A 19,426-nucleotide genomic window follows, 5' to 3' on the forward strand; every position below is an offset into this window, starting at 1 on the left:
GGGGCGTTCGTGCAGCGGCTACGGCTTAGATGTAATAGGCCTTCAGCGGCGGGAAGCCGTTGAACTCCACCGCGCTGTAGCTGGTGGTGTAGGCGCCGGTGGACAACCAGTACAGGCGGTCGCCGATGGCCAGGTTCAGCGGCAGGCCGTACTTGTAGTCCTCGTACATGATGTCGGCGCTGTCGCAGGTCGGGCCGGCGATCACGACTTCTTCCATCTCGCCCTTCTTCTCGGTCCAGATGGGGAACTTGATGGCTTCATCCATGGTTTCGATCAGGCCGGAGAACTTGCCCACGTCGGTGTACACCCAGCGCTCGACCGCGGTGCGCGACTTGCGCGCGACCAGCACCACTTCGCTGACCAGGATGCCGGCGTTGGCGATCAGCGAGCGGCCCGGCTCGAGGATGATCTCCGGCAGGTCGTCGCCGAAGTCTTCCTTGAGGAAGCGGATGATTTCCTCGGCGTAGGTTTCCAGGCTGTTGGTGCGGGTGATGTAGTTGGCCGGGAAGCCGCCGCCCATGTTGATCATCTTCAGCTCGATGCCGTCCTCTTCCTTCAGGCGCTCGAAGATCACCTTGACCTTGGCGATCGCCGCATCCCACACGGAGATGTCGCGCTGCTGCGAGCCGACGTGGAAAGAGATGCCGTAGGGCACCAGGCCCAGCTGGCGGGCGAGGATCAGCAGATCCATGGCCATGTCGGTCTGGCAGCCGAACTTGCGCGACAGCGGCCAGTCGGCGGTGGTGGAACCCTCGGTGAGGATGCGCACGTAGATCTTCGAGCCCGGCGCGGCCTTGGCGATGTTGCGCAGGTCGGCTTCGGAGTCGGTGGCGAACATGCGCACGCCCTTCTCGTAGAAGTAGCGGATGTCCTTGGATTTCTTGATGGTGTTGCCGTAGCTGATGCGCTCCGCGCCGACACCGCGGGACATCACCTTGTCCAGCTCGTAGATCGAAGCGATGTCGAAGCTCGAACCCTTGTCCTTGAGCAGGTCGATGATCTCGACCGCCGGGTTGGCCTTGACCGCGTAGTACACCTTGGCGAATTCGAAACCGGCGCGCAGGTCGTCGTAGGCCTGGCTGATGGTCGCGGTGTCGATGACGACGAAGGGGGTTTCGTGCTGGTCGGCGAACGCCTTCATCTTCTGGAAGGTGGCGCGGGGGAAATAGTCTTCGATCTTGACCGTCATGCGGGGGCTCCAAAAACGGGAAACAAAAGTCGGATGAGGGATGCGGGCCGCTGGCCCGACAAGAACGCCTGATCAGTATCCCCACTTTGGTTCGCCTACTTCCCAAGGCATGTCGCCGAGCATCACCAGGTGATCTCTCGTCGTCAGTACTTGAGCCGGATGGATCGTTGCCAGCATGGACGTTCGGGCGCGAACTTTAGGACCAAGGGGGGCATAGATCAATCAAAAAAACGTCCCGGATGCGCATCCGTTTCGCGTTGTTGTCGATTCGAAACGAAGCGTCATGAAAACTGCACAAATCGGCCTTTTTCCGCCGCCGTGCGGGCCGCAGGAAATCCATTTACCGCTATAATCGCCGCCTTTTTTGACAGACCGACTACTCGTCGACGGGTTCCTTAATTCCGATGACCATCCAGGCCGCCGAAGTCGCGAAGCGCCGTACCTTCGCCATCATCTCGCACCCCGATGCGGGCAAGACCACCATCACCGAAAAGCTGCTGCTGATGGGCAAGGCGATCGCCGTCGCCGGCACGGTGAAATCGCGCAAATCCGACCGCCACGCCACCTCCGACTGGATGGAGATGGAAAAACAGCGCGGCATCTCCATCACCACCTCGGTGATGCAGTTCCCCTACCGCGAGCACATGATCAACCTGCTCGACACCCCCGGCCACGAGGATTTCTCGGAAGACACCTACCGCACCCTCACGGCCGTCGACAGTGCCCTGATGGTCCTCGACGGCGGCAAGGGCGTCGAGCCGCGCACCATCGCCCTGATGGACGTCTGCCGCCTGCGCGACACGCCCATCGTCAGCTTCATCAACAAGCTCGACCGCGACATCCGCGACCCCATCGAGCTGCTCGACGAGATCGAGGCGGTGCTGAAGATCAAGGCCGCCCCCATCACCTGGCCGATCGGCTGCTACCGCGACTTCAAGGGCGTCTATCACCTGACCGAGGACCGCATCATCGTCTTCGTCCCGGGCCACGGCCATGAGCGCATCGAGACGCGAGTGATCGACAAGCTGGACTCGGACGAGGCCCGCGCGCACCTGGGCGACATGTACGACGATTTCGTCGAGCAGCTGGAACTGGTCCAGGGCGCCTGCCACGAGTTCGACAAGGATGCCTTCCTCAAGGGCGAGATGACCCCGGTGTTCTTCGGCACGGCGCTGGGCAACTTCGGTGTCGACCATGTGCTCGACGCCGTCGTCGACTGGGCGCCCAAGCCGCTGGCGCGCGTCGCCAACGAGCGCACGGTGGAGCCGGTCGAGGAGAAATTCAGCGGCTTCGTGTTCAAGATCCAGGCGAACATGGACCCCAAGCACAGGGACAGGATCGCCTTCATGCGCATCTGCTCGGGCAAGTACGAGAAGGGCATGAAGATGCGCCACGTGCGGATCAAGAAGGACCTGAAGATCGCCGACGCCCTGACCTTCTTCTCCAGCGAACGCGAAATGCTGGAGGAGGCCTGGGCCGGCGACATCATCGGCCTGCACAACCACGGCACCATCCAGATCGGCGACACCTTCAGCGAAGGCGAAGCCCTGTCGTTCACCGGCATCCCGCACTTCGCCCCGGAGCTGTTCCGCCGCGTGCGCCTGAAGGACCCGCTCAAGTCCAAGCAGCTGCGCCAGGGCCTGCAGGAACTGGCCGAGGAAGGCGCCACCCAGGTGTTCTTCCCCGAGCGCAACAACGACATCATCCTCGGCGCAGTCGGCGTGCTGCAGTTCGACGTCGTCGCCAGCCGCCTGAAGGAGGAATACAAGGTGGAATGCGCCTACGAGGCGATCAACGTCTGGTCGGCGCGCTGGATCGAGTGCGACGACAAGAAGAAGCTCGAGGACTTCAAGAACAAGGCCTACGAGAACCTCGCCATCGACGGCGGCGGCCACCTCACCTACCTGGCGCCGACACGGGTGAACCTGTCGCTGATGGAAGAGCGCTGGCCCGAAGTGAAATTCCGCGCCACCCGCGAGCATCATTGACCGGCACAATCCTGTAGGAGCCGGCTTGCCGGCGATCGCTTTTTGGCCCGATCATCGGTGCAAGCCCCGGATCGCCCGCAAGCGGGCTCCTACAGTCACAGTCAATCTCGAGAGGCCTGGAATGGATGCCAGCCGCTTCGTCCATCATGGCGCTCTACGCGCCGGACGCGTTTCGGAACCGGGGCGTATCTATCTGCTGACGGCGGTCACTCATAACCGGCAAGCCCTCTTCCATGACTGGCACCTGGCTCGCCTGCTGATAGCCGAGATGCGGCGTCTGCACGAGAGCCAGGAAGTCCACTCCCTCGCCTGGGTCGTGATGCCGGACCACGTTCACTGGCTGGCGCAGCTGGAAGGCATGCCACTGCCCAGACTGATGCTCCAGCTCAAGTCCCGCAGCGCCATCGCCATCAACGAAGCCCGCAACGACAGTGGTCGCGTCTGGCAGAAAGGCTTTCACGACCATGCCTTGCGCCAGGAAGAAGACCTCGCCGCAACGGCCCGCTGTATCGTCGCCAATCCACTACGAGCGGGGCTGGTGAAGCGTATCGGCGATTATCCGCACTGGGACGCCATCTGGCTCTGAGGCCCGCTCTCCAGCAAAAGCCGCACGCCCCAGCTCCCAACTGCAGGAGCGAGCTTGCTCGCGAATGCCTCCACTACGGTATATGCCTCTACCACTGTCACCACAGCAGGCCTCGATTCGCCCGCAAGCGGGCTCCTACAAAAAGCGGCCCCNGCGGGCGATCAGGGCTTGCCCCCTTGCGAGAGGCGGCACGCTGAAGGAAGCTAGCCGCCTTCCCGCACGCCGCAGCCACCATGAATATCGAAACCATCCTCCAGCGCCTCCATGCCATCCGCGACCAGAACCACTGGCAGCGTTTCCACAGTCCGAAGAACCTGGCCATGGCCGCCAGCGTGGAGATGGCCGAGCTGGTGGAGATATTCCAGTGGCTGAACGAGGACGAGTCCCGCGCGCTACCCGCCGACAAGCGCGAACATGCCGGCCAGGAAGTCGGCGACATCCTCATGTACCTGTTGCTGATGTGCAGCGAGCTGGGTATCGACATGGAGCAGGCACTGCTGGCCAAGCTGGCCGACAACGAAAGGCGCTTCGCCCGATGAGCGACCGGCATTTCGACGAACTGGCGGCGCGTTTCGCCGAGAAGATCTACGGCGGCGCCAAGGGCGCGATCCGCCTCGCCGTACTGCAGGCCGATCTGGCAGAGGTCTTGCCGCAACGCTCGCTGCGGGTACTGGACATCGGCGCCGGCCTTGGCCACATGAGCCTGTGGCTGGCGCAACAGGGGCACCAGGTCACGCTGGCCGAGCCGGCCGCGCCGATGCTGGAGGGCGCGCGCGAGCGCTTCGCGGCGGCCGGCCAGCCGGCACGCTTCATCCAGGCGCCCTGGCAACAGGTGCAAGAGCACGTCGAGGGCCGTTTCGACCTGGTGCTCTGCCATGCCGTGCTGGAGTGGTTGGCCGAACCGGCGGCGATCCTGCCGGTACTGCAGCGCCTGACGATGCCCGACGGCTGGCTGTCGCTGGCCTTCTACAACCGCGACGCGCTGATCTACCGCAACCTGCTCAAGGGCCACTTCAAGAAGCTGCGCGCACAATCCTTCGCCGGCGAGCGCCAGAGCCTGACACCGCAGCAGCCGCTCGACCCTCGCGACCTGATGGCGCAACTCGACCCGCTGTGGAAGGTCGAACATACCAGTGGCGTGCGGGTATTCCACGACTACATGCCACCCGAATTCCAGGCGCGCACCGAGCCCGCCGAGCTGCTGGAAATGGAACTGGCCTACCGCCGTCATCCGACCTTTGCCGGGCTCGGGCGCTATCTGCACTGGTTGTGCCGGCCGCGCTGAACGGCCAGGAGGAACCGCATGCTGCCTCGCATCGCCATCTGCCTGCTGGCCCTGGGGCTCGCCGCCTGCCAGGGCCGCAACCCGTACACGGCCGAGTCGACGTCCCTGCCCGCTGCGCCGGCGGAGTCGACGGCAGGCGAGGTTCGCGGTGTGTATCCGGCCGCGGCGCTGGACTTTTCCAGCTACCGCAACTGGAGCTGGCGCGGCTTGCCGGCCGGCACCGCTGCGCTCGCGCCCGAAGAGCTGCAGGAAATCGTCGCCGATGCGCTGGAGCAACGCGGGCTGCGCGCCTCGACGGACCTGTCGCCGGCGACCTTGCAGGTCAGCGCCGCGGCGCGCACGGAAACCCGCGAACGCCAGGTCTACGATGACTACGGCAGCTACTATGGACGCGGCCGCTATGGCAGCGACTATGGCCTGTGGGGCAGCAGGCCGCTGGTACGCACCTATCGTGAAGACGTTGTGGTGGTACGCATCGAGCTGTTCGATGCCGCCAGTGGCAACGCGGTCTGGAGCAACCAGGCCGAGGCGCGCAGTACCGGCAGCCGGGCCGAACGCAAGGATGCGGTGCGAACGGCGGTACAGCGGGCACTGGGCGACTATCCGCCGCGCTGATCCAGAGCGTCGCCACAACCAAACGCCTATGCCAGGCGTAGACTGGTCATCTATATCCACACCGTGGAGAACGATCATGTTCCAACGACTGTTAGTGATCCCTTTCATTCTGCTGCTGACGGCCTGCCAGAGCACGCAGCTGCAGCGCGATTTCGACCCCAACCGGGATTTTTCCGCCTACCGCAACTGGAGCTGGAAAGAGCCGGCCCTGCAATACCGCCCGGACGATCCACGCATCCAGAGCGACCTCACCGAGCAGCGCATCCGCGGGGCGATCGCCGAGCAGCTCGACCAGCGCGGCCTGCGCCCGACGGCCAGTGGCGCGACGGCGGACGTCCAGGTCCAGGCCTGGTACATCGTCGATACGCGCACCCAGCAGTACACCACCACGTCCGGTGCCTGGGGCAGCCCCTGGTACGGCTACTGGGGCGGGCCGATGTATACCGACACCCGCACCGTCGACTACCAGGTGGGCACCCTGCAGATCGACCTCTACGACGCCAAGGACGGCAAGCTGGTCTGGCGCGGCAGCGCCGAGCAGGTTCTGCGCAGCCGCTCAGGCACGCCCGACGAGCGCGCCGGGGCTATCCGCGAAATCGTGACCCGGGTGCTTTCGCAGTATCCGCCAGGCTGAACCCCACGAGGCTGGCGGCCGGCATCGCGTCCCGCCATACTGTCGCGCCGTGATTTCGGAGCCCGTTATGCCTGCCGTCGCCTGGTGGTTGCTCACCCTGCCCTTCATCGCCGGGGCCATGCTGCCCTTGCAGGCCGGCATCAATGGCCAGGTGGCCCGTCATCTGGGCAACGCACTGAGCGCCGCGCTGCTGTCCTTCGCGGTCGGCACCCTGCTGCTGTTCTGCATCGTGCTGGCCCAGCGGGATCTACCGGTGCTGCAGACGCTCAAGGGGCTCAACTGGTGGCACTGGAGCGGTGGCCTGCTGGGCGCGTTCTTCATCGCCACGGCCACCTTCGCCGCGCCGCGCACCGGTGCGCTGCTGTTCATGGCGCTGGTGCTGGCCGGGCAGTTGTTCATGGCGTTGATGCTGGATCACTTCGGCTGGGCCGGCTTTCGCCCGTCGGCGATCGGCCTGGGCAAGGTCGCCGGCCTGCTGCTGATCTTCGCTGGCGTCTGGCTGATCCAGCGGGGCTGATGCCAGCCCCTTGCGCAAGATCAGGCCAGGCCTCGGTTCACTGGTGCTCGAAGGAATAGAACAGGTTGGGCTCGCTGACCAGATAGAGATTGCCCTGCCCATCGAAGGTCATGCCTTCGGCCTGCGGCACGCTGCGTTCGAGCCCGGCGAAACCACCCCATAGCGAACGGAAGCTGACCATCTCGCCCTGCCCGTCGAGCTCCAGCATCATCTTCGCCTCGTCGCTCAGCAGCACCAGGTGGCCGGTACGCTCATCGAAGTGCACCGAAGCCAGGTCGCTGGCCATGTCCTTGTTCTCGATCCAGGCTTCGCGATCGATGATGCTCAGGTTCAGTTTGCCTTCCAGCGTGCTCTTGATGCCCTGGATCTCGTACAGCTTGCGCGGCGAATGCTCCTTGACCACGAACAGACGATCACCCTCGCGATCGTAGCCGACGCCTTCGAAGCCCGCGTTCTCGGCCTCGTGCAAGTTGAGGGTCACCGACTGGTAATCGCCCCGGTTCAGCGGGCCGACGGTTTCGGGAATCCGCACGATCACCAGCGACTGATTGCGTTCCTCGGTCAGCACCAGCAGGTCGTCGCCGAGATAGGTCACCCCCTCGACATCCGCGAAGCCCTGCAGCGGATAGCGCGCGATGAAGCGGCCGTCCTTGCCCAGCGCCAGCAGTTCTTCCGGGTTGTTCACCACCGCCCAGAGCTGGTCGCGCTGGGCGTCGTAGGTCAGCCCGGACAGGTTGTTCTTCACCGACTCCACCGGCAGCGCATCGACCGCGACCCGGTACTCGGGCAGCCAGAGGCTGCGCTTCTCCCAGTTGGCCTCATGCCAGGCGGTCTTCAGGCTGTAGAACACACGCTCGCCGAGGTGCATCGAGAAGGCGGCATACACCAGGCTTGCCAGCAAAGCGGCAAGCAGCCAGAAGCGGCGGCTCGAGGTCAGGGCCGCCACGGCCGTTTTCGAAGGGGACATAGGTGGGTTCCTTGGGGCAGTTGGCGCCATCATGGCGCGCTCCATTTCTGCCGGACCACAACTTATAACAGGAATCATTAACGGAACATGAATGAAGTACCCGCCCCCTTGACAGGGTTGAACTCTGAGCGGCCTGAAACGGCCCAAGCACATGGCGGCACACGCCGCATCACAGGCGTCTGGAGAATGGCATGCGGGTTGAAGGCTTTTTCGAATGGCTGGGCCAGGCGCTCGGCACCGTGATTCGCTATATCGTCGAAGGCCTCAGCGACTTCTTCGGCATGTTCGCCCGTGCCGGGCACAACTTCCTCGAAGGCCTCTCACGCACCCTGGGCATGGACCGCTCGCTGCTCAGCCTCGCGGCCCTGGTGGTCGGCCTGCTGTTGCTGGTCGCGGCGCTGCGGGCATTCTTCCGCGGCTCGATCATCGGCGGCCTGATCTGGCTGTTTTTCGGACTATGGCTGCTGAGCTGGCTGATTCATTGAGCTGCACGCCGCGCAGGCGCGCCTGGTGGGCTGAGTACCGTCATCCGCAACGGCCATTCGATAGGAGGTCGGAAGGTCGGACTAAGAACGCCGGCTTCCGCCCGGGTCCATGCCGCCTGTCGTTCAGCGCTGTTTTCGGCTCTCTGAACGCCGGATCGTTGGGTTGAGCAGCACAGCGACGAAGCCCAACATGGCCCCCGGGTTCAAGGCCGTATACGACGGCGAGCATGCAATGGCGCGGCGGACGTATCGCCTGGCGCCCCGCCTGTTGGGCTTCGTTGCGCTCAACCCAACCGGTGCCTTCGAGCGCATAGCGCGATAGCCCTGGAGTACCGATGCGGTGGCTTTTCCCGCCCCCCTACGCCACGTATAGTGCCGGGCTGTCCCGGAGGCCCGTACATGTCCCGCCTGCTCGCCGCCTGGCGTCATGCGCCAACCCACCGCAGGGTCTGGGCGCTGGCTGCGCCGATGATCCTGTCGAATCTGTCCGTCCCGCTGGTGGCACTGGTCGACAGCGCCGTGATCGGGCACTTGCCGCATGCACACCAGTTGGGCGCCGTCGCCGTGGGCGGCAGCCTCTATACCTTGCTGGTGTGGGTCATGGGCTTTCTGCGCATGGGCACCACCGGTTTCGCCGCGCAGGCCGCCGGGCGTGGCGACGGCGGTGCACTGCGCCAGACGCTGCTGCAGGGGCTGGCCCTGGCCCTGGGTTTCGCCCTGTTGCTGGGCGGGCTGGGCATCCCATTGAAAGACGCGGCGCTGCAGCTGATGCAACCATCGGCCGAGCTCGACGGACTCACGCGCGATTACTTCCACACCCGCCTGCTCGGCCTGCCGGCCGCGCTGGCCAGCTACGTGCTGATCGGCTGGTTTCTCGGCACCCAGAATGCCCGTGCACCGCTGGCCATCCTGCTCACCACCAACCTGACCAATGTCGTGCTGGACCTCTGGTTCGTGCTCGGCCTCGACTGGGGCGTCGCGGGTGCGGCGCGGGCATCGGTGATCGCCGAATGGAGCGGCGCGCTGCTCGGCCTGGCGCTGACACGCAAGGCCCTGGTCCGCTACCCGGGACGGCTCGACCCCGGCGCGCTGCGCCGCTGGATCAATTGGCGCCCGCTGATGGCGGTCAACCGCGACATTTTCCTGCGCTCGCTGGCTTTGCAACTGGTGTTCTTCCTGGTCACGGTACAGGGCACGCGCCTGGGCGACACGACCGTTGCCGCCAATGCCCTGCTGCTCAACGGCCTGTTGCTGACCGCGCATGCGCTGGACGGCCTGGCGCATGCCGTGGAGGCGCTGAGCGGGCATGCCATCGGCGCGGGCGATCGCCTGGCACTGCGGCGGGTGATGGTCGTTGCCGGCGGCTGGTCGCTGCTGGCCAGCCTGCTGTTCGGACTGTTCTTCCTCTATGGCGGCCAGCTGTTCATCCACATGCAGACGGACATCCCCGAAGTGCGCCAGATGGCCCTGACCTACCTGCCCTACCTCGCGGCACTGCCACTGGTCGCGGTGTGGAGCTACCTGCTCGACGGCCTGTTCATCGGTGCCACCCGCGCACGGGAAATGCGCGACAGCATGCTGCTGGCGGTGGCCATGGCGCTGCCGCTGGGCTGGCTGCTGCAAGGGCTGGGCAATCACGGCCTGTGGCTGGCCTTCCTGAGCTTCATGCTGCTGCGCGGAATCTGCCTGGGTACCCTCGCCCATGCCCTGCAGCGCCGCGGGGCGTGGTTTATCCTTGCCCAACGGACAACCGGACATTCCGTCAAAGGAACCTGAAACATGGCCTATGCCATCGCCGCCTACTTGCACTTCATGGCGATCTTCCTGCTCTTCGCCCTGCTGTTGCTGGAGCACCAGCTGTTCCGCCAGCCCTTGACGCTGGAGCGGGCACGCAGCCTGTTCCGCACCGACATCGCCTTCGGCATCGCTGCGGCCCTGGTGCTGGCCACCGGCATCGCGCGCGCTATGCTGTACGGCAAGGGCCTGGACTACTACCTGAGAAACAGCCTGTTCCATGCCAAGGTCGGCCTGTTCGTGGTGCTGGCCATCCTGTCCATCTATCCGACCCTGACGTTTCTGCGCTGGCGCCCCGCTCTGAATTCGAACCAGGCACCGCAAATATCCTGCGGCACCGCCAGATGGGTTACGCTGGCGATCCGCCTGGAACTCGTGCTGCTTCTGCTGATCCCATTGCTGGCGGTGCTCATGGCGCGTGGCTTCGGGGTAATGACCGGCTGATCGCGCCGTTTCGCCACAGGCGCAGGCGTTCAGCTCCGACATAACCGAACCGCACCCGACCGAGATACCCATGTCCGACAATCCCGCGTTCCAGCTCTCCAGCGAGAACTACGAAGTTCTGGTGAATGCCGTCGTCGACTATGCCATCTACATGCTCGACCTGAACGGCCATGTGATCAGTTGGAACGTCGGCGCCGAACGCATCAAGGGATACAGCCGCGAGGAAATCCTCGGCCAGCATTTTGCCTGTTTCTTCACCGAGGAGGATCGCCTCGGCGGCAAGCCCGACGATGCGCTGAACATAGCGAAAAATGGCGGACGCTTTCAGGACGAAGGCTGGCGCTTGCGCAAGGACGGCACGCGATTCTGGGCGCTCACCGTGCTCGAAGCGATATATGACAAGCAGGGCACGCTGATCGGCCTGGCCAAGATCACCCGCGACATCACCGAACGCCACGAGGCACAGCAGCGCCTGACCGAAGCGCGCGAGCAACTGTTGCAGTCGCAGAAACTCGAGGCCCTCGGCCAGCTTACCGGCGGCCTCGCCCATGACTTCAACAACCTGCTGACCATCATCCGCGGCGCCGCCGACCTGGGATCGCGCCAGACCGCCGACGAAAACCTGCTGCGCCAGTTCGAGGCCATCAGGAACGCCGCGGACCACGGCGGCAGCATCACCCGCCAGTTGCTGGCCTTCGCCCGCCGCGAACCGTTGCGAACCCAGATCATCGACCCCAGCGAGACGCTGCGCAGCACGCTGCAACTGCTCAAGCAATCGCTGCGCAGCGACTTGCAACTGACCAGCGACATCCCGTCGGACCTGCCCAGCATCGAAGTGGACCCGAGCCAGCTGGAGTTGAGCCTGCTCAATCTCGCGGTCAACGCGCGCGATGCCATTGCCGGCGCCGGCACCATCCACCTGAGCGCCGTCAGTTGCGAATTGCAGGAAGAGTTCGACGGCCTGCGGGGGCGCTTCGTCGCCATCGGTCTGAGCGACAGCGGTTGCGGCATATCGCCGGAGGTCGCCCAGCGGGTTTTCGAGCCTTTCTTCACCACCAAGCAGTTCGGCCAGGGCACGGGCCTGGGCCTGAGCCAGGTGTATGGCTTCGCCAAGCAGTCCGGCGGCGGCGTGCGGCTACAGTCCGAGCCCGGCAGGGGCACGACCGTCACGCTGTATCTTCCGGCCCGCACGCAGTACGGCGGCGAAAATACTGCCCGCCCGGCTGCCAAGCACGTACTGCTGGTGGAAGACGACGTCAACCTGGCCCAGGTATGCAAGGACATGCTGGAGATGATGGGCTTCCAGGTGACTCTCGCCCACAATGCCACGGCAGCCATGCAGTCGCTCAACCAGCTGACCCATGTGGACCTGCTGTTCAGCGACATCCGCATGCCCGGCGGCACCAATGGCCTGGAACTGGCCAACCGGATACGCCAGCGGTTGCCGGAACTGCCGGTACTGCTCACCACCGGCTTCAGCGAAGCGCAGCGCCGCGAGGCGCTGATCTATCCGCTGCTGAACAAGCCATATACCTACGAGAGCCTTTCCCGCGCCTTGCAGGAATTGCTGTAAAGGGGCTGGTGACTGGAGGCGTTCGGGCACCGTGAATGCCTGTCCAGTTTTTTGGAGCCCGATGCCGCAACGGCGGGTTGCAACCCGCCGAACCGGGCCAGAGGCCAACGCCCTATCGGCGGGTTGCGCCCGCCCTACGATGCTCTTTCACCGTCAAGGCGTCAGGTACGAGGAGCGTGTCAGCCCCAGGCGCAACGCATCGATGTACTGGGTCCGCTCCTTGGCGCTCAGCCTGGCGCTGGCCACCTTGTCGCGGTAGTAGGTCATCAGTTCCTCGGGCGACAAGTGCACATAGCGCAGCATGTCCTCGATGGTGTCGTGGGTCTCGATGCCGGCGTGGTAGTAGCTGCCATCCTCGCGCTGATAGACGTTCACCGAATCGGTATCGCCGAACAGGTTGTGCATGTCGCCGAGGATTTCCTGATAGGCGCCCACCAGGAACACGCCGAGGAAATATTCCTCGCCGGGCGCGACCTCATGCACCGGCATGCTGCTCTCGATGCTCTGCTCGTCGACGTAGTGCTTGATCTTGCCATCCGAGTCGCAGGTCAGGTCCTGCAGCACCGCGCGGCGCACCGGTTCCTCGCCCAGCCGCTGCAGCGGGACGATGGGCAGGATCTGGTCGATCGCCCAGGTATCGGGCAGGCTCTGGAACACCGAGAAATTGCAGATGTACTTGTCCGCCAGCTTGTCGTTGAGCTCGTCGAGCACCGCCCGGTGCGAACGCTGGCGCGCCTTGAGCTGGTTGTACAGGCGGCGGCAGATGGCGAAATAGCTCTGCTCGGCCAACGCCTTCTGCGCCAGGCTCAGCTTGCCGGAGGCGTATTGCGCACCCGATTCGCTCATGTAGTGGGTGGCGCGCCAGTAGGTCTCGGTGACCATTTCCGGGTCGGTCGGCCCGAGCAGGTCGGCCAGCGACTGGACGATGTCCGGCAGCTCGTCGTAGTTGTCGATCTGCGGCACCTCGTCGTTGTGCCGCTCGATGTCGGTGACCTGCATCACCAGCACCGCGTGGTGCGCCGTCATCGCCCGGCCGCTCTCGGAGAAGATGTGCGGGTGCGGCAGCTCCTGGCGATCGCAGAATTCCTTGAGCATGCCGACCACGGTACCGGCGTACTCGTCCATGTCGTAGTTGATCGAGCTGGCATTGCGCGAATGGGTGCCGTCGTAGTCGACCCCCAGCCCGCCGCCGACGTCGATGTAATCCACCGGCAAGCCCAGCGCGCGCAGCTCGGCGTAATAGCGGATCGCCTCGCGAAAGCCCTGGCGATAGTCGGCCAGGTTGGCGATCTGCGAGCCCATGTGAAAGTGCAGCAGGCGAATCCCCTGGTCGACCCCGGCCGCCCGGAAGCGCTCGATCACCGACAGCAGCTGCGCCGCCGACAGGCCGAACTTGGAGCGCTCGCCACCGGTATCCGCCCATTTCGACGAGGCCAGCGAGGACAGCCGCACGCGCAAGCCCACCTGCGGCGTCAGCTTGAGCTCGGTCGCCTCCTCGATCACCAGCCCGACCTCGGATTCCTTCTCGATGACGATGAAGACGTTATGGCCGAGCTTCTGTCCCATCAACGCCAGGCGGATGAACTCGCGGTCCTTGTAGCCGTTGCAGACGATGGTGCCGCCCTTCGGCGCCAGCGCCAGCACGGCCATCAGCTCCGGCTTGGAGCCCGCCTCCAACCCGATGGACACGTTCTGCGTGGCGATGATGTTCTCCACCACCGCTTCCTGCTGGTTGACCTTGATCGGATACAGCGCGGTGTACTTGCCAGCGTACTCCATGCGCTCGATATTGGCGTCGAAGGCACCGGTCAGGCGCCGCACGCGATCCTGCAGGATGCCAGGGAAGCGCACCAGCAACGGCAACGACAAGCCAGCCTCGCGCAACTGCTCGATCAGGCCGCTGAACTCGATCGGCGCGCCGTCCGGTCCCTGCGGGCGGACTTCGACCTTGCCCTGATCGTTGATCGCGAAATAACCCGCCCCCCAATGGCGGATGCCATAGATGCTGCGGCTGTCGGCTGCAGTCCATTGGCTGCCGTCGTCTTTACGTGTGCGTCGTACAGGCATCGAGGCCTCCGGAAGAAATGACTGTTTCGCAGCGGGCATGAATTGCCGCGCGAAGGCTATGCGGCTTCGACAGCCGATATGCAAGAAATAGCGGAAAAGACGGAGTACGGGCGTGAAGGCAGTCAGCCACCGGACTTCTTCGCCTTGAACCCACGTTTGCTCAGCTCGTCGATGAGCAACTGGACATGATCGCCCTGGATCTCGATCACCCCATCCTTGAGCGCGCCGCCGGTACCGCAACGGCGCTTCAACGCGCTGGCCAGCTCCTTGAGCTCGGCCTCCGGCAACGGCACGCCCGTGACGGTGGTGACGGTCTTGCCACCACGCCCCTTGCTTTCACGGCGCACCCGGGCGATGCCATCGCCTTCGGCAATGGCCGTCTGCCTGCAGACACACGCATCGACCGGCTTGCCGCAATCGGGGCAATGACGCCCCGATTCGGTGGAATAGACCAGCCCGCCCAGGCTGGCGAGTGAGGTGGTTTTCTTCGCCACCGGACACCTCTCGATCAAACGGATGGAAGCCGCGCCAGCAGGCGGCGGAAAAGCGCGCAATTTAACAGACCGAGGCGAACGAATCCGCCACTGCTCGACAAAACTTTCCGCCACCTCCCGGCGCTTCGGCTTGCCGAGGGTCAACCATCGACTATTCGAGAAAGGAGGCCATGTGCCCGCTACGTGTTGCGCGGAGGCGTCTGTAGGAGCGGGCCATGCCCGCGAACAACGCGCGCAAAAGCTTCACGGTATGACCTCGACGTCCCCGCCCGCGATTCGCGCGCATGGCGCGCTCCTACAATGATTCTCCGTGACTGCCTGAACGCCATCAGCCCATAGAGCGAATGAAACCCGCCCTACACGATCCGCCCGGTCGGTGCATAGGGCGCCGGATCGACCACCGGCTCGCGTCCGAGCATCAGGTCGGTCAGCAACTGGCAGGAGGCGGGCGCCAGTACCAGGCCGTTGCGGAAATGCCCGCAATTGAGCCAGAGCCCGTCGAAGCCACTCACCGCTCCGATATAGGGAACCCCGTCCGGCGAACCGGGACGCAGCCCCGCCCAATGCCTGACCACCTGTGCACCGGCCAGCGCCGGCAGCAGCTCGATCGCGGTCGCCTTGAGGCTTTGCAGCGCCTCTTCGGTGGGCACCTTGTCGAAGCCGACATCCTCCAGCGTACTGCCGACCAGGATATGACCATCGCGACGGGGAATCGCATAGCGCCGCTCGGCCAGCACCATGCTGGGCAGGAAGTCTTCGGCGCACTTGAAGAGAATCATCTGCCCTTTCATCGGTTTCACCGGCACCTCCAGCCCCAGCGTGGCCAGCAGCTCGCCGCTCCAGGCGCCTGCCGCCACGACCACCTGGTCAGCGCGCCGCTCGCCCTGCGCCGTCTGCACACCGACGATCCGCCCGCCGTCGCGCACGAACCCCGTCACCGGGCATTGCTCGACCACGCGCACGTTCGGCAACCGCTGCAGCGCCTCGCGCAGCGCCCGCAACAACCGCGGGTTACGCACATTCGCCACGCCGGGCATGTACACCGCACGAGAATAACCGCCGCCCAGCGACGGCACCGCCTCGTGCACCTCGCTCATCGGTACCGAACGCAAGGGCCGCCCATGGCGCTCGGCCCACGCCAGCGCTTGGGCTTCGTCATCCAGATCCAGCCAGTACAGACCGGTCACATGCACCTCGGGATCGACCCCGGTCTCCGCCAGCAGCCGCTGGCCCAACTGCGGATAGAAATCCTGCGACCAATGCGCCAGTGCGGTGACCGCCGGACTGTAGCGCCACGGATACAGCGGCGAAACGATACCGCCCCCGGCCCAGGAGGCTTCGCTGCCAACGGCGGCGGACTCCAGCAACAAAACAGACTTGCCGGCCTGCGCCAGCCGATAGGCAGACAGCAGGCCGATTACCCCGGCGCCGACAACGATCACATCTTGGTCCACTTTCCTCTCCACCATCTGGTTCACATTTCTGCCCACCCCGACTTGACTGGCGGGCAGGCTGCTTTAAAAGAACTCCTGCGAAGGCCATGCAGCGCCACCACGCGCCACAGCAGCCAGGACGGCTGAACATCATACGTGCAAAGGAACCGCACTATGGCGAACCGAAATCAAGGCTTCACCCTGATCGAACTGATTAGCACGCTAGCGATACTGGCCATCGTCGCCTCGATAGCCGTGCCGGCACTCACCGAACTGATCGAGAGGAATCGTCAGCAAGCGCTCATGCACAAGATCCAGAATGTCCTGCACAACGCCCGCGCCCAGGCGGTCATGCAGCGCCGCACCATCGAGGTTTGCGGCAGCCGTGACGGCCAGGACTGCTCGACGAGCTGGGCCGACGGCTGGCTCGTGCGCACCGCAAGTGGCCAGCTACTGCAGCTCACCCAGCTTCCCACGCGTGATGCACTGCGCTGGAACGGTTTCGGCCAGAGCATTCGTTTTCACGACAACGGCACAAGCCCCACCGGCAATGGGCGATTCTACCAATGCCACAAGGGCCAGCTAGCCTGGCAGCTCGTCCTCAGCCGCCAAGGACGCCTGCGCCCGGGAACGCCGACGGAGAACGTAAGCAAAGCCAGCCTATGCGATTGATGTCCTCGCACCGAAGCGCCGCACAAAGCTTGACGCAGCTCACACCGCATGGAGCGGGCAAATCGATGACCGACCGCCCGTCCACGTAAACGCGCCAACCATCTTTCCCGCGGGGACAAGACAACGGCGCATTTGCATCATCCGCTCACGATTGTCCTGGAGCACACCATGTCACGCCGAACCGACATGCACGGATTCACCTTGGTCGAGCTGATGATCACCGTTGCTCTGCTGGCGATATTCGCGGTCATCGCCATCCCCAGCTTCGGCACCCTGATCCGCAACAATCAGTTGCAGAGCAAGGCTGAGGAACTGGTTGCCTTCCTACAACACGCCCGCGGACAAGCGGTCGTCAACCGCACGCCCTACGAGATATGGATCAAGGCCAATGGGCCGTGGGAAATCCGCAAGGCCGGCAGCGGCGAAGTCGAGCGCATTCTGGCGCACGATCCCGAGCAGGTGCTCATCCTCGCTTCCTCTCTCAGCGACGACAAACTGCTCTACCGCGCCAACGGCACCGCCACGGCCGCCAGGTTCACCCTCTGCCGCGATGCCGACCCCAGCACGGGCTACCTGCTCGAAGTCCAGCCCAGCGGCAGCACTCTTCTCTATCCGCGCGGCAGGCAAGACGCCACTGGTGCCGCCTTGGACAGCTGCGCCCCATGAGGAATGCGATGACGACCAACAAAGGCTTCAGCCTGATCGAAGTGCTCGTGGCACTGCTGCTGACCACCATCGGAATACTCGGCATGGTGGCCTTGCAGGGACGCAGCATCCAATACACCCAGGATTCGGTGCAACGCAACACCGCCATCGTATTGGCTGGCGACCTGATCGAAATCATGCGGGCCCACCCGAAGGCGCTCTTCGACATGGCACCGCCGCAGTTCCCCATGAACAGCGGGATAAAGAGCGCCTCCCTGCTCTACAAGAAGAAAGGCGACGACTTCGCCAATCGCGCCGCCTGCGTGACGAGCCCGACCCGCATCGCCAAGACCGCGCAAGAATTTCGCGACTGCTGGGCCGACAGGGTCGAGGCCCTGCTGCCCGGCGGTGCGGAGCTGTTCGAGGACCACACCTACATCTGCCGCAGCTCCACACCTGGCGACTGCGACGACAAGGGTTCGATGATCGAGATTCGCCTGGCCTGGCAAGTTCGCGAGGGAGCCTGCCTCGATGCCAGCAATCCCGATGACACCGTTTGCACCTACACCGTGCGGGTAGAGCCATGAACAAGATGAACGAGCAAGCCGGCCTGTCGATGATCGAACTGCTGATCGCGCTCGCCATCAGCAGCTTTCTTATCCTCGGCATTACCCAGGTCTATATCGACAACAAGCGCAACTACGTCTTCCAGCAGAACCAGGCCGGCAACCTGGAAAGCAGCCGCTTCGCCGCGTTGACCATCAGCGACTACCTGGGCAAGGCCGGCTATCGTCGGACGCCGTCGGCGCTGCTGGATATCGTCTTCCCCTCGCGCCCGGCCGCGAACGGCTGTCTCGCCTTCAGCGCAGGGCATGCCGTCACCGGGCTCGATCCCAGCGAGGGCACCGGCTTCTGCATCCGCTACCAACCGCAGACCAGTGGCGAACTGGACTGCCAGGGCGCGGCCAGCCCCGTCGCCTATGACGAAGCCTTCCCCTCGGGCCCGACCAGCGAAAGCGACCTCACCGTACTGGCATTCAAGTACGAACCCAGCGTGGACGGCGAGTTGCAGGAGGGCCGCCTGCTGTGCAAAAGCCTGAATGCAACCAGCCCACAGTACGGCGAACTGCTGCGCGGCATCGCCGACCTGCGCCTGGATTTCGGTGTGGGCAACACGGACATGCTGGAAAAGGAAGTCACCACCTTCGTCCCGCAAGCGGACTGGTCTCCGTCCAGCGGCGCAATCCGCAGCGTGCGCTATGCCCTGCTGCTGGCCAGCCGTGCAGGACAGCGCGATGGCGATGACTCGAAGATTCTCGCCGACTGGCTGCGCGAGGCGCCGGCAGACGCCCAGGCCAGGCTGCAGGAGGCGGACAACAAGCGCATCTACCAGATCGCAGGCAGCACCCAGACCATCAGGAATCTCATGCCATGACCCCTCTCTTTCGCAAGTCCCAAGGCGGCGCGGTATTGCTCGTTTCCCTCGTCATGCTGCTGGTACTGACCCTGCTGGCCGTCAGCAGCATGCGCGGTGTCACCCTCGAGTCGCGTATTACCGCCAACCGCGCTCATGACATGCAATTCCAGAATGTTGCCGATGCGGCCCTGCGCGAAGCCGAGTTCCGCTTCTATGGTCCAGGCAACCTGGTCGACAAGCTGGAAGCAAACGCCCAGAACTGCTCCTCGTCGAACACACTGAAAACCAACGGGCTCAACAAGCCCTGCCTGCTCGAAATCAAGACCGATCGCTTGCTGACCTTCGTCGAGACCCCCAAGCTAATTGTCGCGAACTTCCTCGAAGTGCCCTCGAACATCTGGATGCCCTATCGCGGCACCGACCCGGCAGCCGAGACCAAAGGCGATGCCTATTACCACAGCATCGTGGCGGATGAAACCGGCAATGCCGTCGTCAACGCTGAATACGGCGGGCGCGGCGAGGGAAGCGGCACCTACTTCTACCTCAACAACGGCAAAACCGGCGATGCCCTGTATCTGCAGTCGACGCACGCCAACATCTACCTTGGCCTTAACAATTGAG

The 19,426-nt window shown here is 64.3% G+C and carries 20 protein-coding genes and 2 pseudogenes; 17 read left to right on the forward strand and 5 right to left on the reverse strand.

The annotated features are described in order from the left end of the window. Window positions 1–25: 25 nt before the first annotated feature. Window positions 26–1,189, reverse strand: a complete 1,164-nt coding sequence (locus IN820_RS16565) for a type III PLP-dependent enzyme (RefSeq protein WP_193682016.1) — start codon at window positions 1,187–1,189, stop codon at window positions 26–28. Window positions 1,190–1,593: 404 nt separating this feature from the next. Here IN820_RS16565 and IN820_RS16570 point away from each other — a divergent pair, with 404 nt between their 5' ends. The 7 genes from IN820_RS16570 (at window position 1,594) to IN820_RS16600 (ending at window position 6,814) form a co-directional block, all read left to right on the forward strand. Beyond that, window positions 1,594–3,177: a peptide chain release factor 3 gene (locus tag IN820_RS16570; RefSeq protein WP_193682017.1), complete on the forward strand. Its 1,584-nt coding sequence runs from the start codon at window positions 1,594–1,596 to the stop codon at window positions 3,175–3,177. 121 nt (window positions 3,178–3,298) lie between these two features. After that, window positions 3,299–3,763: an REP-associated tyrosine transposase gene (locus IN820_RS16575; RefSeq protein WP_193682018.1), complete on the forward strand. Its 465-nt coding sequence runs from the start codon at window positions 3,299–3,301 to the stop codon at window positions 3,761–3,763. A 233-nt stretch (window positions 3,764–3,996) separates the two neighbouring features. After that, complete coding sequence (locus IN820_RS16580) at window positions 3,997–4,302, forward strand: nucleotide pyrophosphohydrolase (RefSeq protein WP_193682019.1); 306 nt, start codon at window positions 3,997–3,999, stop codon at window positions 4,300–4,302. Next, window positions 4,299–5,048, forward strand: coding sequence for a methyltransferase domain-containing protein (locus tag IN820_RS16585; RefSeq protein ID WP_193682020.1), 750 nt, complete (start codon window positions 4,299–4,301; stop codon window positions 5,046–5,048). Before IN820_RS16580 ends, IN820_RS16585 begins: the two co-directional genes overlap by 4 nt. 18 nt (window positions 5,049–5,066) lie before the next feature. Then, window positions 5,067–5,663, forward strand: coding sequence for a DUF4136 domain-containing protein (locus IN820_RS16590; RefSeq protein ID WP_193682021.1), 597 nt, complete (start codon window positions 5,067–5,069; stop codon window positions 5,661–5,663). Between the two features lie 76 nt (window positions 5,664–5,739). Beyond that, window positions 5,740–6,297: a DUF4136 domain-containing protein gene (locus IN820_RS16595; RefSeq protein WP_193682022.1), complete on the forward strand. Its 558-nt coding sequence runs from the start codon at window positions 5,740–5,742 to the stop codon at window positions 6,295–6,297. A 67-nt stretch (window positions 6,298–6,364) separates the two neighbouring features. After that, window positions 6,365–6,814, forward strand: coding sequence for a DMT family transporter (locus tag IN820_RS16600; protein ID WP_193682023.1), 450 nt, complete (start codon window positions 6,365–6,367; stop codon window positions 6,812–6,814). A 37-nt stretch (window positions 6,815–6,851) separates the two neighbouring features. On the opposite strand, the gene IN820_RS16605 is transcribed toward IN820_RS16600, so the two are convergent. Further along, entirely contained in the window at window positions 6,852–7,682 is an 831-nt protein-coding gene (locus IN820_RS16605) for an SdiA-regulated domain-containing protein (protein ID WP_408005246.1), read from the reverse strand. A gap of 290 nt (window positions 7,683–7,972) precedes the next feature. On the opposite strand from IN820_RS16605, the gene IN820_RS16610 reads away from it, so the two are divergent. From IN820_RS16610 to IN820_RS22695, 5 genes and pseudogenes are all read left to right on the forward strand, one after another. Further along, a complete protein-coding gene (locus IN820_RS16610) occupies window positions 7,973–8,266 on the forward strand; it encodes a hypothetical protein (protein ID WP_193682025.1) in 294 nt (97 codons plus the stop codon). Between the two features lie 399 nt (window positions 8,267–8,665). Then, a complete protein-coding gene (locus IN820_RS16615) occupies window positions 8,666–10,042 on the forward strand; it encodes an MATE family efflux transporter (RefSeq protein WP_193682026.1) in 1,377 nt (458 codons plus the stop codon). Window positions 10,043–10,045: 3 nt separating this feature from the next. Next, window positions 10,046–10,504: a DUF2214 family protein gene (locus tag IN820_RS16620; protein ID WP_193682027.1), complete on the forward strand. Its 459-nt coding sequence runs from the start codon at window positions 10,046–10,048 to the stop codon at window positions 10,502–10,504. A 70-nt stretch (window positions 10,505–10,574) separates the two neighbouring features. Continuing rightward, window positions 10,575–11,687 (forward strand): annotated as a pseudogene (locus IN820_RS16625) (two-component system sensor histidine kinase NtrB); the annotation flags it as partial. Between the two features lie 63 nt (window positions 11,688–11,750). Then, window positions 11,751–12,077 (forward strand): annotated as a pseudogene (locus IN820_RS22695) (response regulator); the annotation flags it as partial. Window positions 12,078–12,230: 153 nt separating this feature from the next. Here the strand turns inward: IN820_RS22695 and speA are convergent. From speA to thiO, 3 genes are all read right to left on the reverse strand, one after another. After that, on the reverse strand, window positions 12,231–14,144 hold the full coding sequence (gene speA / locus IN820_RS16630; RefSeq protein ID WP_193682029.1) for an arginine decarboxylase: 1,914 nt from the start codon (window positions 14,142–14,144) through the stop codon (window positions 12,231–12,233). Window positions 14,145–14,266: 122 nt separating this feature from the next. Further along, window positions 14,267–14,638, reverse strand: a complete 372-nt coding sequence (locus tag IN820_RS16635; RefSeq protein ID WP_193682105.1) for a translation initiation factor Sui1 — start codon at window positions 14,636–14,638, stop codon at window positions 14,267–14,269. A gap of 356 nt (window positions 14,639–14,994) precedes the next feature. Beyond that, on the reverse strand, window positions 14,995–16,092 hold the full coding sequence (gene thiO / locus IN820_RS16640) for a glycine oxidase ThiO (protein ID WP_193682030.1): 1,098 nt from the start codon (window positions 16,090–16,092) through the stop codon (window positions 14,995–14,997). A gap of 153 nt (window positions 16,093–16,245) precedes the next feature. Between thiO and IN820_RS16645 the strand changes: the two genes are divergently transcribed. The 5 genes from IN820_RS16645 to IN820_RS16665 all read left to right on the forward strand — a co-directional run bounded on the left by IN820_RS16645 (window position 16,246) and on the right by IN820_RS16665 (window position 19,425). Continuing rightward, complete coding sequence (locus tag IN820_RS16645; RefSeq protein WP_193682031.1) at window positions 16,246–16,743, forward strand: GspH/FimT family pseudopilin; 498 nt, start codon at window positions 16,246–16,248, stop codon at window positions 16,741–16,743. 168 nt (window positions 16,744–16,911) lie between these two features. Beyond that, window positions 16,912–17,409, forward strand: coding sequence for a GspH/FimT family pseudopilin (locus IN820_RS16650; RefSeq protein ID WP_193682032.1), 498 nt, complete (start codon window positions 16,912–16,914; stop codon window positions 17,407–17,409). 8 nt (window positions 17,410–17,417) lie between these two features. Further along, window positions 17,418–17,975: a type IV pilus modification protein PilV gene (pilV, locus tag IN820_RS16655; protein WP_193682033.1), complete on the forward strand. Its 558-nt coding sequence runs from the start codon at window positions 17,418–17,420 to the stop codon at window positions 17,973–17,975. Beyond that, on the forward strand, window positions 17,972–18,823 hold the full coding sequence (locus IN820_RS16660) for a PilW family protein (RefSeq protein ID WP_193682034.1): 852 nt from the start codon (window positions 17,972–17,974) through the stop codon (window positions 18,821–18,823). The genes pilV and IN820_RS16660 overlap by 4 nt, the downstream gene beginning before the upstream one ends. Further along, complete coding sequence (locus IN820_RS16665) at window positions 18,820–19,425, forward strand: PilX N-terminal domain-containing pilus assembly protein (protein WP_193682035.1); 606 nt, start codon at window positions 18,820–18,822, stop codon at window positions 19,423–19,425. Before IN820_RS16660 ends, IN820_RS16665 begins: the two co-directional genes overlap by 4 nt. Window position 19,426: the final 1 nt, after the last annotated feature.

Source organism: Pseudomonas lopnurensis, from assembly GCF_015070855.1.
GTDB classification, from domain to species: Bacteria; Pseudomonadota; Gammaproteobacteria; order Pseudomonadales; family Pseudomonadaceae; genus Stutzerimonas; species Stutzerimonas lopnurensis.

Bases quoted from the DNA above. Each gene is read 5' to 3' on its own strand.
- IN820_RS16565 (WP_193682016.1), bottom strand. From the start codon at position 1,189: ATGACGGTCAAGATCGAAGACTATTTCCCCCGCGCCACCTTCCAGAAG.
- IN820_RS16570 (WP_193682017.1), top strand. From the start codon at position 1,594: ATGACCATCCAGGCCGCCGAAGTCGCGAAGCGCCGTACCTTCGCCATC.
- IN820_RS16575 (WP_193682018.1), top strand. From the start codon at position 3,299: ATGGATGCCAGCCGCTTCGTCCATCATGGCGCTCTACGCGCCGGACGC.
- IN820_RS16580 (WP_193682019.1), top strand. From the start codon at position 3,997: ATGAATATCGAAACCATCCTCCAGCGCCTCCATGCCATCCGCGACCAG.
- IN820_RS16585 (WP_193682020.1), top strand. From the start codon at position 4,299: ATGAGCGACCGGCATTTCGACGAACTGGCGGCGCGTTTCGCCGAGAAG.
- IN820_RS16590 (WP_193682021.1), top strand. From the start codon at position 5,067: ATGCTGCCTCGCATCGCCATCTGCCTGCTGGCCCTGGGGCTCGCCGCC.
- IN820_RS16595 (WP_193682022.1), top strand. From the start codon at position 5,740: ATGTTCCAACGACTGTTAGTGATCCCTTTCATTCTGCTGCTGACGGCC.
- IN820_RS16600 (WP_193682023.1), top strand. From the start codon at position 6,365: ATGCCTGCCGTCGCCTGGTGGTTGCTCACCCTGCCCTTCATCGCCGGG.
- IN820_RS16605 (WP_408005246.1), bottom strand. From the start codon at position 7,682: ATGCACCTCGGCGAGCGTGTGTTCTACAGCCTGAAGACCGCCTGGCAT.
- IN820_RS16610 (WP_193682025.1), top strand. From the start codon at position 7,973: ATGCGGGTTGAAGGCTTTTTCGAATGGCTGGGCCAGGCGCTCGGCACC.
- IN820_RS16615 (WP_193682026.1), top strand. From the start codon at position 8,666: ATGTCCCGCCTGCTCGCCGCCTGGCGTCATGCGCCAACCCACCGCAGG.
- IN820_RS16620 (WP_193682027.1), top strand. From the start codon at position 10,046: ATGGCCTATGCCATCGCCGCCTACTTGCACTTCATGGCGATCTTCCTG.
- speA (WP_193682029.1), bottom strand. From the start codon at position 14,144: ATGCCTGTACGACGCACACGTAAAGACGACGGCAGCCAATGGACTGCA.
- IN820_RS16645 (WP_193682031.1), top strand. From the start codon at position 16,246: ATGGCGAACCGAAATCAAGGCTTCACCCTGATCGAACTGATTAGCACG.
- IN820_RS16650 (WP_193682032.1), top strand. From the start codon at position 16,912: ATGTCACGCCGAACCGACATGCACGGATTCACCTTGGTCGAGCTGATG.
- pilV (WP_193682033.1), top strand. From the start codon at position 17,418: ATGACGACCAACAAAGGCTTCAGCCTGATCGAAGTGCTCGTGGCACTG.
- IN820_RS16660 (WP_193682034.1), top strand. From the start codon at position 17,972: ATGAACAAGATGAACGAGCAAGCCGGCCTGTCGATGATCGAACTGCTG.
- IN820_RS16665 (WP_193682035.1), top strand. From the start codon at position 18,820: ATGACCCCTCTCTTTCGCAAGTCCCAAGGCGGCGCGGTATTGCTCGTT.